This is a genomic window from Clostridium coskatii (assembly GCF_001675205.1).
GTDB classification, from domain to species: Bacteria; Bacillota; Clostridia; order Clostridiales; family Clostridiaceae; genus Clostridium_B; species Clostridium_B ljungdahlii.
Genome location: NZ_LROR01000045.1, coordinates 22,737 through 38,794 on the forward strand (window position 1 = coordinate 22,737; position 16,058 = coordinate 38,794).

Below are 16,058 nucleotides of genomic sequence, written 5' to 3' on the forward strand. Positions count from 1 at the left end.
TATGCAAATTTATTTTCAAAAAATGTCATATAAATTTCATTCTACTGGAATTTTAAGAGTAACTTGCCCTCCTCCTGTAATAGGTGAATTACCAATATGGATCTCTCCTTTATGCTGTTTTAAGATAGAACAGGCAATAAATAATCCCATACCATAATGTGTTTTAGACGTTCTGCTATTATCACCCATATAGAATTGTCCTGTAGCAAATTTAATGTCTCTATTTGAAAAGCCTTTACCACTATCAGTAATAGTAAAGCATATGTTATCCTGAAAACCTGCGGCTTTAAAACAAATTTTACCGTTATCTGGTGAGTAATCCACACCATTAGAAATGACATTCATAATTGCTCTGTATAGTAAACTTTGATCAATTATAATTTCTTGCGGCAAACACTCTTTCTCAAATTCAACTTGTAACTTTTTTGTACATGCAAGTGCATTTAATTGATTATGAATATTTTCTACAAACTTTTCTGTGTTCACTTTACTTAGCTGTATGCAAAAGCCTTCTTCTGCTTTAGATAATTCAATAAGCATTTTTATATATTTCTCAATTTGATTGGAATTTTTATGAATAAATGCTGTATATTCCTTCTGTTCCTCATTTAAAGGTGAATCTATTAATAATTCTGCATTGCCCTTAATAACAGCTAGTGGTGTTTTTATATCATGGGCAAGAGCTGAAACCTGCTTTCTTTTATCCTGTTCAATATGCCACTGCTCTTTTAGGGATTTTTTTAATTCTTCTTTCATATCTGACAGCGACAATAAAACACTGTCAAATTCTTTTATACCTGAATGAGTTATATCAAAATCCAAATCCTGTTCCTTGATTTTTTCTGATACTTCAAGTAAGGGATTTAACTGCTTTTTTAGCCTTCGTGCATAAATTGTTGAAATTATAAAAATGATGGTAACAAATAAAAAGATATACATTAAAACAAACATTCCTTGAGGATTAGGTAAATTACTATTTAAAAAGTCAGAGCTGTACCTCATTATAATATAATACTGAAGTATGCATAAACCATCTTTTCTTTGTATGATATAATACTGCTTCGTCGCCCAATGGTTATTATATCCCTGCCCCTTCGCATACCTTTTTGCTTCATCTAAATCTTTAGAATTTAAATCTGTTTTGACTACTCTATAACTTTTGTCAAAAACAACAAATTTACATCCTTTAGGGATCATATTTTCTGTTATAGTCTGTGCTGATTGAAGTTTAGATTTTACATTTAAAGCTAAATTTTCACTATAATTTGCAGGTAAAAATACATTACCTTTTATAAGCAAAAAAACAAATTTAAGATACAATGCTGAAACAACAATAAATGTAACAGCTAAAGTTACTAAATATCTAAAAAAAACTCCTCTCATTGTAACTGATTTTTTATTTATTCCCATTTATAGCCAATCCCCCAAACTGTTTTAATTGGAGATAAATCAAAAATAGCAAGCTTTGCCCTTATGTTTTTTATATGCTCTGCAATACCTGAGCTGTCGCTTTCCCTTTCATATCCGTATACAGCTTCATAAATTTGCTCTTTTGTAAATACCTGTCCCTTACTGCGTACAAGAAATTCACAAATAGCATATTCACTTTTTGTCATAGGTACTTTTTTATCTTTTATAATAATTTCCTTGCTTGCCAAATTAAATTTCATACCAGAGATAGAAATCATACTGTGCTTTTCTCTTTTTTCTCTCCTCAGGTGGGCATTTACCCTAGCACGAAGTTCTCCTGTACTAAAAGGTTTTTTTATATAATCATCCCCACCTATTCCAAGTCCAAACATTACGTCATTTTCCATAGTTTTAGCAGTTAAAAACAAAATTGGGCAGTCTACTATATCACGAATTTTCTCACATAATTCAAAACCATCTATATCCGGCATCATAACATCCAATAAAATAAGATCATATTTTGCGTACTCATTAAGCAGAATTTTTTTTGGATTATTGACAATTGTAACAACATGTCCATCTTTCGCAAGAACATTTTTCACAAGCACTAAAATGTCCTCTTCATCGTCTATTACAAGAATCTTGGCCATACAGCTACCCCCCCTCGAATTAGTTAAGAACTCAACTTTCTAATATACAAATTTTTTTAAATAACAAAGTAAAAATAGCAAAGAACAGATAAAGATGATTTCCCTCGTACCTCAGGAAACCTATAATTTTAATATTTTCCAACGTCAGAAAGAAAATTATCCTTATCTGATATTTGAACTTTGTACTTTGTTATTTAAAATATTGCATTGCAATATTTTTAATCTGTATAAAAATATTATTCTTCAGACTTACGTCCTTCCCAAAACTCAAACCATAAAAGTTGCAGCATCAATATTCCCAAAGTATATGCACCTTTAATGCACGATGCTTTTTGAATATTATGTAAAAGATAAGGAATTTCTTTATGCATAGCTGAAGACATAAAATTCAAAGTAGCAAAATCACAAAACCTTACACCCCATGCCCATGGAAGATACATCCAACATCTATCTCCAAGTCCTGTAATCATTAGCGCAGCAATGAGCATACCTGCAATTCCTAAAAAAATAGATGCTCCCCTGCCAAACTTTAAACTGACAAAAAAACTTAATATATAAATAAATATATTACTAAAAATAAGCCATCCAAACACCTGAAAATATAATAAATAAGGAACGTTGGATACATGTAAAAACAATTTTAATCCCAAAAGTACTATACCAAGAGCTAAAAATAAAGAAAACATTCCCATAAAAATCAAGGTAATTAGCTTACTTAAACATGAAATACTTCTTGATTTTGTGCTGCCGAGCAATACTTGAAATTGACCTGCTTGTTCTTCCTGTGAAACAACCATGCTGCAAATTATTCCAATTAGAAGTGGAAAAACCATGCCAAGTAATTCAAAATAAAGTACGTGCTTTTCAATAGTCTCTACCTTGTTAAATAAATTGTAACAGAACAGAAAAAATAATGCACCTATTATTGGAATTACAATGTGAATCCAAAATATTTGAGTATGTTTTAACTTTTGAAAGTCAGCCCGTAAAGCTCTAAATAATGACAGCATTTTATACCACCTCCTGATTTTTAAACCAACTTGATGTAACAGTAAGTAGTACAACAAATAGTAAAATAGATAACACAATTCCTACTGGAATAACATCTGGTCTAAGCATTATTGTATCTTTTCCTACTGGCAACTGCCCATTTGGAAGTATACCGAGTATAGGACACATAAGACGACTCGTCCAACTATACGGACACAGCCACCAGATGGATTTCACAGCCATCGCTCCATTAAGGCCTATACCTACTGCAACATTTAAAATAACCGGTACAAAAAACCCAAATTTCTTAGCTAAAAATAGACAAAGTGGAATTTGCCATAGTGACGTTATTGCAATAACAATAGCTGCTGTAATTGCATTTATACCTGGAATAGTAACTATAGAATTTAAAGCAAAACTTGAAATAACTTTTGGCAAGACATATTTTCCTACTATACCAACTCCTAACGCCAAAAGAATGCAAGAAAATAAAACATAAACAGCTATAAGAATAACCTTTGAAATCCAAACTTTTTTTAAATCAATAGGCATAGAGAAAACCGCTCTATATTTAATTTTTTTCTCTTCTTTTTGATTTACAAGTGCACAGAAAAGTGAAACACCTCCCGGCAGCATAAGCATGTACCACCAATTAAATGTATTTAATTGATAATAAACTCCTGTCATAAAACCAAAAAAAAGTGTGACAATTGGGAAAATCAAAACAAGTTTTTTAGTCATCGTCCTTTTTAACTTTAAGTTCTCTGCCTTCAAATATGAACTCATTTTAATTACCTCATTTCCCTTTTAGATTTTTTAACTACTTCCATGAAGAGTGATTCTAGATCCTCACCCGGATTAATTTTTGCTTCATATCCTAAAATTCCATTACTAATAATTCCAATGTGATCTGCAATAAGCTCTACCTCAGACAATATGTGGCTAGATAAAATAACTGTTATACCCTGCTCTGGAAAAGAACGAATAAGATTTCTCAAATCTTGAATACCAATAGGATCTAGTCCGTTAGTAGGTTCATCTAAAATTAAAAGTTTAGGATGATTAAGTAGTGCAATAGCAATTCCAAGTCTCTGCTTCATACCCATGGAAAATTGACCTGCACGCTTTTTACCTGTGTCTGTTAAATCAACCGTTTGGAGTACTTCATCAATACGTGATTTCTTAAGTCCAAGTAGTGTAGTTCTGACCTTTAGATTTTCCCTTGCAGTTAAATTCTCATATAGTGGAGGAGCTTCAATTAGTGCCCCAATATCCTTTAAATCTTTTCTGCTCCAGGGATGTCCTTCAAAAATAATTTCACCTGAAGTTTTCTTAAGTATCCCTGTAATCATTTTTAATGTAGTAGATTTTCCGGCACCATTAGGACCAAGCAATCCATAAACAGAATTTTCTTTTATTGCAAGCGAAATATTATTTGCCGCTAGCTGTCCCTTAAAATTTTTACATAAATTTTTTGTTTGTAAAATGTATTTTTCCATCTTTATAAATCCTCCCTTATCAATTCACGTTAATTGTAAATACTAATTTTAAGGATTTTATAAGGATTTAAAAAAATGATCTCAGTGACTTTTCATCACTGAGATCATTTTTTGCAAACTTTAATATAGTTAATAACCTTTTTTCTTAAAGAATATTATCTCACATATTGTAATAAGTGCCATTACAAATAAAACTATAAAATAAGCATACCTGCAATGTAATTCAGGCATGTATTCAAAATTCATTCCATACACCCCTGTTATTATTGTAAGAGGCATCATAATTGTAGTAATAATGGTTAAAAGTTTCATTACCTTGTTCATGGAATTTGAAAGCTGTGATGAATACAATTCCAAACAGGATGTTATCATTTCTTGCTCTGATTCTATTAAATCATATATTCTTAAAATATGGTCATATATATCTGAATAGTATATTCTATTAGTTTCAGAGATTATATCATCATGTCTCAATAATGTACTTAACAATTCTCTAATTGGAGATACTGTATGCCTTAATTTCATAATGTTTTTTTTCAATTTCATTATTTCAGCTGCTGTTTGTTGAACAGGTCTCATCATTGCTTTTTCCTCTAAAATATCTATATGATTTTCCAGCTTATCCGTCAATATAAAATACTGATCCACAATTTCATCTAAAATATTATATAGTATGAAATCAGTACCTTTAATGCATGCATTTGATTTTTTCTTTAATTCAGTAAATATTTTTTTAATTATTTTATTTTCATTATAATGAATCGTTATTATAAAGTCTTTATTTATAAATATATGTATATTTTTATAAGGAAAAAATCCTTTTACTAAATCTCCACTTGATGTAATGGTTATAAAATGATATTCATTATAATCATGAATTTTAGATCTTTTAATTTTTTGCGTGCAATTTTGAATTGTAATAGGATGAAAATGAAAATGTTTTTTTAATATTGAAAACTCATGTTCTTGCGGCATATTTATATCAATCCAATAAGGTTCTTTAGTATTTTCAGCTTCAAATATAGCTTTTTCTAAACTTTCAAATTCTTTTAATGTATTTTTAATTAATGTAACCAATATTACAATCCCCCTGTGTATAAAAAATTTTTAGTATGCTATAAAACAATTTTTTATCTATGCTCTATTATTTTTCCTTTGTACATATCTTTTAAATTTATTTTTATATTAAATGCCTTTTCATATTGTTTTAATAATTTCTGCTCTTTATTTGTGATTATGCATATAGACGTACCTTCCTTGCCAGCTCTTGCTGTTCTCCCTGCTCTATGTAAATAATTGTCGGCATCTTCTGGTATATCATAACTGAAAACATAATCTACATCTTCTATATCAAGTCCTCTTGCTGCTATATCTGAAGCTACTAATAAATTAATTTTACCTAATTTAAAACTTTCCAAAGCTCTTTTACGATCTTTCTTGTCTTCTGCTCCATATATAGCTTCTGCTCTTAATTCATGATATTTTAATTTTTCTGTAAGTATTTCTATTTCATCTGGCTTATTTACAAATACAATGGCCCTCTTTGGATTTAATATATGCACAAGTTTCCTTAGAATCAATATTTTATCTCTTCTTTCACACATAAAACACATATGTTTTATATTTTCATTCATAGAAGTTTTTTGTTCTGCCTTTATAAATTTGTAATCTTTCATTAAGTCCCTTGCTATATCTAAAGTTCTATCATCTATTGTAGCTGAAAAAAACATTAATTGTCTTTCTTTTAATGTAGTTTTTATTATAGCTTTAACATCATTTATGTTGTTCTTATCTAGAAGTTTATCTGCTTCATCTACTACAATGATTTTGACATTATGGGATTTTAGTTTTTTCATTTTAATAAGTTGAAGTATTCTTCCTGTGGAACCCACTACTATATGCGGCTTTTCATTTTTTAAAATTTCCACCTGTCTTTTTATATTTACATTTCCTATTATAGCTGCAGATCTAACTGGAATATCTGAATTGCAAGCTAAGTCTTTTATTACATTATGTATTTGAATTACAAGTTCATGTGTAGGTGCAAGTATATATGCCTGAACATCTTTACTTTCGAAATCAATTTTTTGAAATATAGGAACAATATAAGCTAAAGTTTTTCCACTGCCTGTTTCTGATTCTCCTACTATATCTTTACCTAAAAGAGCTTCTGGAATGGCCTTATATTGTATTTCTGCAGCATATTCAATGCCTTCTTTTTTTAGTCCTTCTGTTATTTCTCCATTTATACCTAATTCATTAAACAAAACTTTTGTCATATATTTTTCTCCTTAATTTTTAATACATCTATTCTTCTATTATATCAATATAAAATAATTTTCAATCAAATAAGAATTATTTTATATTTTATATTGACAAGGAAACCGAAAAGGTTTATATTATTGTTATTGGATAACAATTATTCTTTAGTTAGTCGTACTTGTAAATAAATAGTATTAATTAATATTATTAAACTATTGCAGTTTTTGATTCTTAGTATAAGTATTCTTAGTATCTTTAGCACTTAGAATACGTTATCCTTTAGGAGAATAATCCTAATCAGTAGTTCTAATAATTTAATAGTATACTTAAATAGTATATTTTGGAGGTTTTATTATGTCAAATAACAAAATTTGTAAATCAGCAGATAAGGTACTTGAAAAGTTTATAGGTTCTCTAGATGGTGTAGAAACTTCTCATCATAGGGTAGAAAGCCAAAGTGTTAAATGTGGTTTTGGTCAGCTAGGAGTCTGCTGTAGACTCTGTGCAAACGGTCCCTGTAGGATAACACCTAAAGCTCCAAGAGGAGTATGTGGTGCTAGTGCTGATACCATGGTTGCAAGAAACTTTCTTAGAGCTGTAGCTGCCGGCAGTGGATGTTATATTCATATAGTCGAAAATACAGCTAGAAACGTAAAATCCATAGGTGAAACCGGCGGCGAGATAAAAGGAATGAATGCTCTCAATACACTGGCAGAAAAATTAGGTATAACAGAATCTGACCCACATAAAAAAGCTGTACTAGTAGCTGATGCCGTATTAAAGGACTTATACAAACCAAAATTTGAAAAAATGGAAGTTATAAATAAATTAGCTTATGCACCTAGACTAGAAAATTGGAACAAATTAAATATAATGCCTGGCGGTGCAAAATCAGAAGTTTTTGATGGTGTAGTAAAAACTTCTACAAATCTAAACAGTGACCCTGTAGATATGCTTCTAAATTGTTTAAAACTTGGAATATCCACTGGAATTTATGGACTTACCCTTACAAATTTATTAAATGACATAGTTTTAGGTGAACCTGCTATAAGACCTGCAAAAGTTGGTTTTAAAGTTGTAGATACGGATTATATAAATTTGATGATAACAGGCCACCAGCACTCCATGATTGCCCATCTTCAAGAAGAACTTGTAAAACCTGAAGCTGTAAAAAAGGCCCAAGCAGTTGGTGCTAAAGGATTCAAACTAGTTGGATGTACCTGTGTAGGACAGGATTTACAGTTAAGAGGTAAATACTATACTGATGTTTTCTCCGGCCATGCAGGAAATAATTTTACAAGTGAAGCCTTAATAGCAACTGGAGGTATAGATGCAATAGTATCTGAATTCAACTGTACTCTTCCTGGCATCGAGCCAATAGCTGATAAGTTCATGGTTAAAATGATATGCCTAGATGACGTTTCTAAAAAATCAAATGCAGAATATGTAGAATATTCCTTTAAAGATAGAGAAAAAATAAGCAACCATGTTATAGATACAGCTATTGAAAGCTATAAGAACAGAAGATCTAAAGTTACAATGAATATTCCTAAAAACCATGGCTTTGATGACGTCATAACAGGTGTAAGTGAAGGTTCCTTAAAATCTTTCTTAGGTGGCAGCTGGAAACCTCTAGTAGACTTAATTGCTGCTGGAAAAATTAAAGGTGTTGCTGGAATAGTAGGTTGTTCAAACTTAACTGCCAAAGGTCATGATGTATTTACAGTAGAACTTACAAAAGAACTTATAAAGAGAAATATAATTGTGCTTTCTGCAGGTTGTTCAAGTGGTGGACTTGAAAATGTAGGACTTATGTCTCCAGGAGCTGCTAAACTTGCAGGAGATAGCTTAAAAGAAGTATGTAAGAGCCTAGGAATACCACCTGTACTAAATTTTGGTCCATGTCTTGCTATTGGAAGATTGGAAATTGTAGCAAAAGAACTAGCAGAATATCTAAAAATAGATATTCCACAGCTTCCACTTGTACTTTCTGCACCTCAATGGCTTGAAGAACAAGCATTAGCAGATGGAAGTTTTGGTCTTGCCCTTGGATTACCACTTCACCTTGCTATATCTCCTTTTATTGGTGGAAGTAAAGTGGTAACAAAAGTTTTATGTGAAGACATGGAAAATCTAACAGGCGGCAAGCTTATAATAGAAGACGATATAATAAAAGCTGCAGATAAATTAGAAGAAACCATACTTGCAAGAAGGAAAAGCTTAGGTCTTAATTAAAATTTAGAAGGTGGTCTTTATGAAAAGAATAATGATAAATAAGGATTTATGTACCGGATGTTTAAATTGTACTTTAGCTTGTATGGCAGAGCACAATGAAGATGGGAAATCTTTTTATGATCTTGATCTCAGCAACAAATTTCTTGAAAGTAGAAATCATATATCTAAAGATGATAATGGAAACAAGCTTCCTATATTTTGCCGTCACTGTGACGAACCTGAGTGTGTAATGACATGTATGAGTGGTGCCATGACTAAAGATCCTGAAAGCGGTATAGTATCCTATGATGAGCATAAATGTGCCAGCTGCTTTATGTGCGTCATGTCCTGTCCTTACGGAGTATTGAAACCAGATACTCAGACCAAAAGTAAAGTAGTTAAATGTGACCTATGTGGTGACAGAGATACACCTAGATGCGTTGAAAATTGTCCAACAGGAGCAATTTATATTGAAAAGGAGGCAGATCTCCTATGAGTGGTTTAACGATAAAAATATTTTTTCATACAAAATATGTAATAATAGGAGCCAGTGCTGCTGGAATAAATGCTGCTAAAACTTTAAGAAAGTTAGATAAGTCCTCCAAAATAACTATTATTTCAAAGGATGATGCAGTTTATTCAAGATGTATGCTCCACAAGGTAATTGAAGGAAGTAGAAATTTAGAGGCTATAAATTTTGTAGATGCAGATTTCTTTGAAAAAAATAATATAGAATGGATAAAAGATGCAGATGTAAGCAATATTGATATTGACAAGAAAAAAGTCTTACTTCAAGACAACAGCAGCTTCAAATTTGACAAACTCCTTATAGCTTCTGGTGCTTCCTCCTTTATTCCCCCAGTTAAAAATTTAAGAGAAGCTAAAGGAGTATACTCCCTCAGAAATTTTGAAGATGTAACTGCTATACAAGACAAACTTAAAAGCACAAAACGAGTAGTAATACTTGGTGCAGGTCTTGTAGGAATTGATGCTCTTTTAGGGCTTATGGTAAAAAATATAAAGATTTCAGTTGTAGAAATGGGAGATAGAATTCTCCCACTTCAACTGGATAAAGCCGCATCCTCTATATATGAAAAGTTGTTAAAAGAAAAAGGTATAGATGTATTTACTTCAGTTAAATTGGAAGAGGTAGTTTTAAATAAAGATGGCTTTGTAAGTAAAGCCGTACTATCAAATTCAACTGCTATAGATTGCGATATGATAATAGTTGCTGCTGGTGTTAGACCAAATGTAAACTTTATAAAAGACAGCAGGATAAAAGTTGAAAAAGGCATTGTCATAGACAAACATTGTAAAACCACTGTAGATAATATATATGCTGCCGGAGATGTTACTTTTACTGCTCCTATATGGCCTATAGCTGTAAAACAGGGAATGACTGCTGCCTACAACATGGTAGGTATAAATAGAGAGTTAAATGACACTTTTGGCATGAAGAACTCAATGAATTTATTTAACCTTCCATGTGTATCCCTTGGTAATGTAAATATAGCAGATGAAAGTTATGCTGTGGATACATTAGAAGGAGATAGAGTTTATCAAAAAATAGTTCACAAAGATGGAGTAATCTACGGCGCACTTCTAGTTGGAGATATATCTTACTGCGGTGTACTGGGATATCTCATAAAAAATAAAGTAAATATAAGCAATATCCATAAAAATATTTTTGACATAGATTATTCTGATTTTTACAATGTTGAAGAAGATGGACAATATAGTTATCAATTGAGGTAAATTACCTTATAGAGTTTCTAAGCAAAAAATAAAACTTATACTCCGAATATTTTTACAACCACAAACACGGTTAAATATTTTGATAAGTCTAAGAAGAAAATTTATAAAAACTAAGGCCTTTTGAAAACTCGTACCTCAGACAATTCAAAAGGTCTAAGTTTTTTTACAAATTTTCTACTAAGACTTATACACAAAATATTTAAATGTGTTTGTTTATTGTAAAATATTTCTACGTATAAGTTTTATTTTTAAGTTAGAAACGCTATAGATCATAAAATTAAAAATTAAATTCATAATTACTCAAAATTGTTAATTATAAATCTCGGCTGAATTGATACATTTAGCATTTAAATCAAATTGGCAATTTGGGTAAGTTTAATTGTAGAGCTACTACCTATTTAAATAATTTTCATACTGTTAATGATATTTATTCTTTCCAGTATACAATAACATCGTGAAAAATTAAATCACACATAGAATATTTAATATACATTTATTTTAATAATTGGAACATAATTTATAAATTCTATAGTAATTCTAATAAAATTTTAACTTATACATAAAATATACTAACAAAATTGAAATCACACTTAAAAACTTTTTTTATAAGTCTTAGTGAGGTATTTTAGAAAATCTTAGAAGCTTATATGTGTCTGAGGTACGAGTTTATATAAGCTTCTTTAGATTTTCAAAATACCGAACTTTAGACTTATAAAAAGTTTTTAGTGTGATGATTTTTGTTAGTATATGGCTGGTATAAGTAAACTTTTTACTTAGAAACTCTATGACCTATAAATTCTTAACTATTAAGTCTCCCATTTCTTCTGTACCAACTAATTTTGAATCTTCTTTTGCTATATCACCTGTTCTGTAACCTTCTTTAAGCACTTTTGATATGGCATTTTTTATATCCACATAGGCCTGTTCCATATCAAAACTATACTTAAGCATCATAGCAACACTCATGATTGTTCCAATCGGATTTGCCTTATTTTGTCCTGCAATATCTGGTGCAGAGCCATGTACAGGTTCATATAATCCAAAGGAATCTCCCCTTACACTTGCAGAAGGCAGCATTCCAAGAGAACCCGTAAGCATTGAAGCTTCATCACTTAAAATGTCTCCAAACATATTTTCAGTTAAAATTACATCAAATTGTTTAGGATCTCTTATAAGCTGCATGGAAGCATTGTCCACATACATATAATTTATTTCTACATCCTCATATTCCTTTGCTATGTTTCCCACTACTTCTCTCCACAGCTTGGAACTTTCAAGTACATTTGCCTTATCTACTAAAGTAAGTCTGTTACTCCTCTTTCTTGCAATTTCAAAAGCCTTTCTGGTAATTCTATCTATTTCAAAGCTGGTATAACTTATAGTATCCCAAGCTTTTTTTCCACCTTCAATATCTATTCTGTTTTTCTCTCCAAAATACGCCCCACCTATTAATTCTCTTACTATCATAATATCTAGACCGCCGCCAAGTACTTCTGGCTTCAAATTTGAAGCTGCTATAAGTTCTGGAAATAGTATGGCAGGCCTTAAATTTGCAAATACCCCAAGGGCCTTTCTTATACCCAAAAGACCAGCTTCTGGTCTAAGTTTGCTAGGCAAACTATCCCATTTAGGTCCACCTACTGCACCTAAAAGTACAGCATCACTTTTTTTGCAAACTTCAACAGTCTTATCTGGAAGAGGAACTCCTGTGGCATCCACTGCTGCACCGCCTAAAAGTACCTCCTCACATTCAAAATCAAAATTATATTTTGCAGAGGCTGCCTTTAATACTTTTTTTGCCTGTTCAATTATCTCTTTTCCAATTCCGTCTCCTGGTATTATAGCTATCTTCACTTGTTTTCCACCTCTTCTTTTATATAGTTTATAAGTCCCTCTGATTTTATAATCTTATGCATAAATTCAGGGAAAGGAACAGCTTTATAAGTTTTATTTTTAGTTATATTTGTTATTACTCCAGAAACTGTATCTACAGATACTTCATCTTTTTCATCTATGTCCTTTGCAGCTTCTTCACATTCCATTATAGGAAGTCCTATATTTATGGAATTTCTAAAAAATATTCTAGCAAAAGTTTCAGCAATAATACAGCTTATTCCAGAAGCTTTAATAGCTATAGGTGCATGTTCTCTAGAAGAACCACATCCAAAATTTTTACCAGCTATCATTATATCCCCTTTACTTATTTTCTTTGAGAAATCTTTATCTATATCCTCCATACAGTGAGAAGCAAGCTCCTTATGGTCACTGGTGTTTAGATATCTAGCTGGAATTATAACATCCGTATCTACATTATCTCCATACTTAATTGCCTTTCCTTTTATCATTACTTTACTACCTCCTCTGGTGATGAAATTTTACCTGTTACTGCTGAAGCTGCTGCTACTTCTGGACTTGCCAGGTATACTTCACTCTTTACATGTCCCATTCTACCTACAAAATTTCTATTAGTAGTGGAAACTGCCCTTTCTCCTTCTGCCAATATTCCCATATGTCCACCAAGACAAGGTCCACAGGTAGGAGTACTTACCACTGCCCCTGCTTCTATGAATATTTCAATAAGTCCTTCTTTCATTGCCTGAAGATATATAGCTTGAGTAGCAGGGAAAATAATAGCTCTTACATTTTCATTAACTTTTCTTCCTTTTAAAATGCTAGCGGCTGCCCTTAAATCTCCTATTCTGCCATTAGTACAGGAACCTATGACAACTTGATCTATTCTTATGTCTCCTACCTCATCAATGGTCTTTGTATTTTCAGGTATATGTGGAAATGCCACTGTAGGACGAATTTTTGATAGATCTATTTCTATAACCTGGCTATACTCAGCATCACTATCTGCTTCATATACAGTATAATTTTTCTTTGAATGTTCTTTTACATAATTTATAGTATTTTCATCTACAGGGAAAATTCCGTTTTTAGCTCCTGCTTCAATGGCCATATTACATATGGTAAAACGATCATCCATAGTAAGTGAACTTACTCCTTCACCAGTAAATTCCATGGATTTATAAAGTGCCCCATCTACTCCTATCATGCCAATAATATGAAGTATTACGTCTTTTCCACTTACCCATTTAGTAAGCTTTCCTTTAAGAACAAATTTTATAGCTTCTGGAACCTTAAACCAAGCTTCTCCTGTAGCCATACCTGCTGCCATATCTGTACTACCAATTCCTGTAGAAAATGCACCTAAAGCTCCATAAGTACAAGTATGAGAATCTGCACCTATTACTACATCTCCACAAACTGCAAGACCTTTTTCTGGAATTAAAGCATGCTCAATTCCCATTCTTCCAACTTCAAAATAATTTTTGATTTCCATCTTCTTTACAAACTCTCTAACATATTTACACTGCTCTGCAGATTTTATATCTTTATTTGGTGTAAAATGGTCAGGGACAATTGCTATTTTATTTTTGTCAAAAACATTGTTAAGACCAATTTTATTAAATTCATTTATAGCTACTGGCGTAGTTATATCATTTCCAAGTACTAAATCCAATTTAACTTTTATTAATTGTCCTGCCTTTACTTCATCCATTTTCGCATGGTGAGCTAGTATTTTTTGCGTCATGGTCATGCCCATGTTTATCAACTCCTATCAAAATTTATATTATATATTAGCATTCTTCAACTTTTTTTAGAGAATTTTCATAATGAATTTTGTTCATAGCATTTATAAATGCTTTGCCACTTGCTTCCACTATATCTGTACTTACTCCTTTAGCAGAAAAAATTTTACCTTCTTTTTCAATCTTTATAGTAGCCTCTCCTAGTGCATCTTTACCATATCCTACAGATTTTATAAAATAGTCATTTAATGTAACATCTATTCCTATAGCTTTTTCAATAGCCTTAAAAGTAGCATCTACAGGACCATCACCACAGGAAGCTTCCTTTATATTTTTACCATCATACTCTATTTCCACAGTAGAAGTTGATGTTACTGTATTTCCTGTAGAAACCTGATAGTATTTTAAGTTAAATACTTCAGGAACCTGGAAAATTTCATTTTTTACAAGACTTTCTATGTCTTCATCTGAAACATGTTTCTTCTTATCAGCTAAATCTTTGAATTCTTTGAATATTTCATCTATTTTTTCTTTGCTTAAATTCTTATATCCCAATTCTTCAAGACGTTCTACAAAAGCATGCCTTCCTGAATGTTTTCCTAGTACTATAAGGCTTTTCTTAAGTCCTACAGATTCAGGTGTCATAATTTCATAGGTTTCCCTACAATTTAAAACACCATGTTGATGTATACCTGATTCATGGGCAAAGGCATTTGCACCTACTACAGCTTTATTATTTTGAACCTGCATCCCAGTTATATGACTTACAAGATTACTAGTTCTTGTTATTTCTTCTGTTACAATACCTGTTTCGCAATTAAAACAATCAGATCTGGTTTTAATTGCCATTACTATTTCTTCAAGTGCTGCATTTCCTGCTCTCTCCCCTAAGCCGTTTACTGCACATTCAACTTGCTGTGCTCCATTTTCAACAGCTGCCAGGGAGTTTGCCACGGCAAGACCTAGATCATTGTGACAATGAACACTTATTGTGGCTTTGTCTATATTTGGCACATTATCTTTAATTCCTTTTATAAGTGCTCCATATTCACTTGGAGTAGTATAACCCACTGTATCCGGTATATTTACCACATCTGCCCCTGCATCTATAACAGCTTCTACTACTTTATATAAAAACTCAGGTCTAGTCCTTGTAGCATCTTCTGGAGAAAATTCTATGCTGGGACACAAACTTTTAGCATAGGTTACCATTTCCACTGCTTGCTTTAAAACTTCATCAGGTTCCATTTTAAGTTTATATTTCATATGCAAATCTGATGTAGCAATGAAAACATGAATTCTAGGCTTTTTAGAATATTTAAGAGCTTCCCAAGCCTCACATATATCATCTTTTACAGCTCTTGCAAGACCAACTATAACAGGTCCTTCTATATTTTGTGCAATAGCCTTAACTGCTTCAAAATCTCCTTCCGAGGCTCTTGGAAACCCAGCTTCTATAACATCTACTGATAATTTTTGAAGTTGTTTTGCAATAGTGAGTTTATCATTTATATTTAAACTGACATTTGGTGTCTGTTCTCCATCCCTAAGTGTAGTATCAAATATATTTATCTTACTCATGATTAAAACCTCCTAAAATTTTTATATAACACAAGTTTTTTGCTGGCCAGTAAAAAAACTTCTATTTCAATTTTTTTATATTGAGGGGTATAAAAAAACAG

Annotated in this window: 14 protein-coding genes; 3 read left to right on the forward strand and 11 right to left on the reverse strand. The window is 31.6% G+C overall.

Going from position 1 to position 16,058, the window contains the following annotated elements; all coding sequences use genetic code 11:
- Positions 1–36: 36 nt before the first annotated feature.
- From CLCOS_RS09430 to CLCOS_RS09460, 7 genes are all read right to left on the reverse strand, one after another.
- Positions 37–1,410, reverse strand: coding sequence for a sensor histidine kinase (locus CLCOS_RS09430; RefSeq protein ID WP_063600776.1), 1,374 nt, complete (start codon positions 1,408–1,410; stop codon positions 37–39).
- On the reverse strand, positions 1,401–2,060 hold the full coding sequence (locus CLCOS_RS09435) for a response regulator transcription factor (RefSeq protein ID WP_063600775.1): 660 nt from the start codon (positions 2,058–2,060) through the stop codon (positions 1,401–1,403). The genes CLCOS_RS09430 and CLCOS_RS09435 overlap by 10 nt, the downstream gene beginning before the upstream one ends.
- A gap of 236 nt (positions 2,061–2,296) precedes the next feature.
- Complete coding sequence (locus CLCOS_RS09440; RefSeq protein ID WP_063600774.1) at positions 2,297–3,070, reverse strand: lantibiotic immunity ABC transporter MutG family permease subunit; 774 nt, start codon at positions 3,068–3,070, stop codon at positions 2,297–2,299.
- A 1-nt stretch (position 3,071) separates the two neighbouring features.
- A complete protein-coding gene (locus CLCOS_RS09445) occupies positions 3,072–3,836 on the reverse strand; it encodes a lantibiotic immunity ABC transporter MutE/EpiE family permease subunit (protein ID WP_013237580.1) in 765 nt (254 codons plus the stop codon).
- Positions 3,837–3,841: 5 nt separating this feature from the next.
- A complete protein-coding gene (locus CLCOS_RS09450; protein ID WP_063600773.1) occupies positions 3,842–4,549 on the reverse strand; it encodes a lantibiotic protection ABC transporter ATP-binding protein in 708 nt (235 codons plus the stop codon).
- 129 nt (positions 4,550–4,678) lie between these two features.
- On the reverse strand, positions 4,679–5,626 hold the full coding sequence (gene corA / locus CLCOS_RS09455) for a magnesium/cobalt transporter CorA (RefSeq protein ID WP_013237578.1): 948 nt from the start codon (positions 5,624–5,626) through the stop codon (positions 4,679–4,681).
- Between the two features lie 53 nt (positions 5,627–5,679).
- Positions 5,680–6,828, reverse strand: coding sequence for a DEAD/DEAH box helicase (locus tag CLCOS_RS09460; RefSeq protein ID WP_023162961.1), 1,149 nt, complete (start codon positions 6,826–6,828; stop codon positions 5,680–5,682).
- A gap of 337 nt (positions 6,829–7,165) precedes the next feature.
- Between CLCOS_RS09460 and cooS the strand changes: the two genes are divergently transcribed.
- From cooS to CLCOS_RS09475, 3 genes are read left to right on the forward strand one after another with little or no spacing between them, the layout of a single operon-like run.
- Positions 7,166–9,046 (forward strand): anaerobic carbon-monoxide dehydrogenase catalytic subunit, encoded by a 1,881-nt coding sequence (gene cooS / locus CLCOS_RS09465; protein ID WP_063600772.1) that lies wholly within the window; start codon positions 7,166–7,168, stop codon positions 9,044–9,046.
- 19 nt (positions 9,047–9,065) lie between these two features.
- On the forward strand, positions 9,066–9,521 hold the full coding sequence (locus tag CLCOS_RS09470; protein WP_063600771.1) for a 4Fe-4S dicluster domain-containing protein: 456 nt from the start codon (positions 9,066–9,068) through the stop codon (positions 9,519–9,521).
- On the forward strand, positions 9,518–10,780 hold the full coding sequence (locus tag CLCOS_RS09475; RefSeq protein WP_063600770.1) for an NAD(P)/FAD-dependent oxidoreductase: 1,263 nt from the start codon (positions 9,518–9,520) through the stop codon (positions 10,778–10,780). The genes CLCOS_RS09470 and CLCOS_RS09475 overlap by 4 nt, the downstream gene beginning before the upstream one ends.
- Before the next feature lie 789 nt (positions 10,781–11,569).
- Here the strand turns inward: CLCOS_RS09475 and leuB are convergent.
- Genes leuB through CLCOS_RS09495 form a run of 4 tightly spaced genes read right to left on the reverse strand, consistent with a single transcriptional unit; the run spans position 11,570 to position 15,960 of the window.
- Positions 11,570–12,634 carry a 3-isopropylmalate dehydrogenase gene (gene leuB, locus CLCOS_RS09480; RefSeq protein ID WP_023162957.1) on the reverse strand — a complete coding sequence of 355 codons (1,065 nt, stop codon included), beginning with the start codon at positions 12,632–12,634 and terminating at the stop codon, positions 11,570–11,572.
- Positions 12,631–13,125 carry a 3-isopropylmalate dehydratase small subunit gene (leuD, locus tag CLCOS_RS09485; RefSeq protein ID WP_023162956.1) on the reverse strand — a complete coding sequence of 165 codons (495 nt, stop codon included), beginning with the start codon at positions 13,123–13,125 and terminating at the stop codon, positions 12,631–12,633. The genes leuB and leuD overlap by 4 nt, the downstream gene beginning before the upstream one ends.
- Positions 13,125–14,390 carry a 3-isopropylmalate dehydratase large subunit gene (leuC, locus tag CLCOS_RS09490; protein ID WP_023162955.1) on the reverse strand — a complete coding sequence of 422 codons (1,266 nt, stop codon included), beginning with the start codon at positions 14,388–14,390 and terminating at the stop codon, positions 13,125–13,127. The genes leuD and leuC overlap by 1 nt, the downstream gene beginning before the upstream one ends.
- 34 nt (positions 14,391–14,424) lie before the next feature.
- The gene (locus CLCOS_RS09495; protein ID WP_087877532.1) at positions 14,425–15,960 is read right to left on the reverse strand and encodes a 2-isopropylmalate synthase; all 1,536 of its coding nucleotides are present in this window, start codon (positions 15,958–15,960) and stop codon (positions 14,425–14,427) included.
- Positions 15,961–16,058 lie beyond the last annotated feature (98 nt).

Bases quoted from the DNA above. Each gene is read 5' to 3' on its own strand.
- CLCOS_RS09430 (WP_063600776.1), bottom strand. From the start codon at position 1,410: ATGGGAATAAATAAAAAATCAGTTACAATGAGAGGAGTTTTTTTTAGA.
- CLCOS_RS09435 (WP_063600775.1), bottom strand. From the start codon at position 2,060: ATGGCCAAGATTCTTGTAATAGACGATGAAGAGGACATTTTAGTGCTT.
- CLCOS_RS09440 (WP_063600774.1), bottom strand. From the start codon at position 3,070: ATGCTGTCATTATTTAGAGCTTTACGGGCTGACTTTCAAAAGTTAAAA.
- CLCOS_RS09445 (WP_013237580.1), bottom strand. From the start codon at position 3,836: ATGAGTTCATATTTGAAGGCAGAGAACTTAAAGTTAAAAAGGACGATG.
- CLCOS_RS09450 (WP_063600773.1), bottom strand. From the start codon at position 4,549: ATGGAAAAATACATTTTACAAACAAAAAATTTATGTAAAAATTTTAAG.
- CLCOS_RS09460 (WP_023162961.1), bottom strand. From the start codon at position 6,828: ATGACAAAAGTTTTGTTTAATGAATTAGGTATAAATGGAGAAATAACA.
- cooS (WP_063600772.1), top strand. From the start codon at position 7,166: ATGTCAAATAACAAAATTTGTAAATCAGCAGATAAGGTACTTGAAAAG.
- CLCOS_RS09470 (WP_063600771.1), top strand. From the start codon at position 9,066: ATGAAAAGAATAATGATAAATAAGGATTTATGTACCGGATGTTTAAAT.
- CLCOS_RS09475 (WP_063600770.1), top strand. From the start codon at position 9,518: ATGAGTGGTTTAACGATAAAAATATTTTTTCATACAAAATATGTAATA.
- leuD (WP_023162956.1), bottom strand. From the start codon at position 13,125: ATGATAAAAGGAAAGGCAATTAAGTATGGAGATAATGTAGATACGGAT.
- leuC (WP_023162955.1), bottom strand. From the start codon at position 14,390: ATGGGCATGACCATGACGCAAAAAATACTAGCTCACCATGCGAAAATG.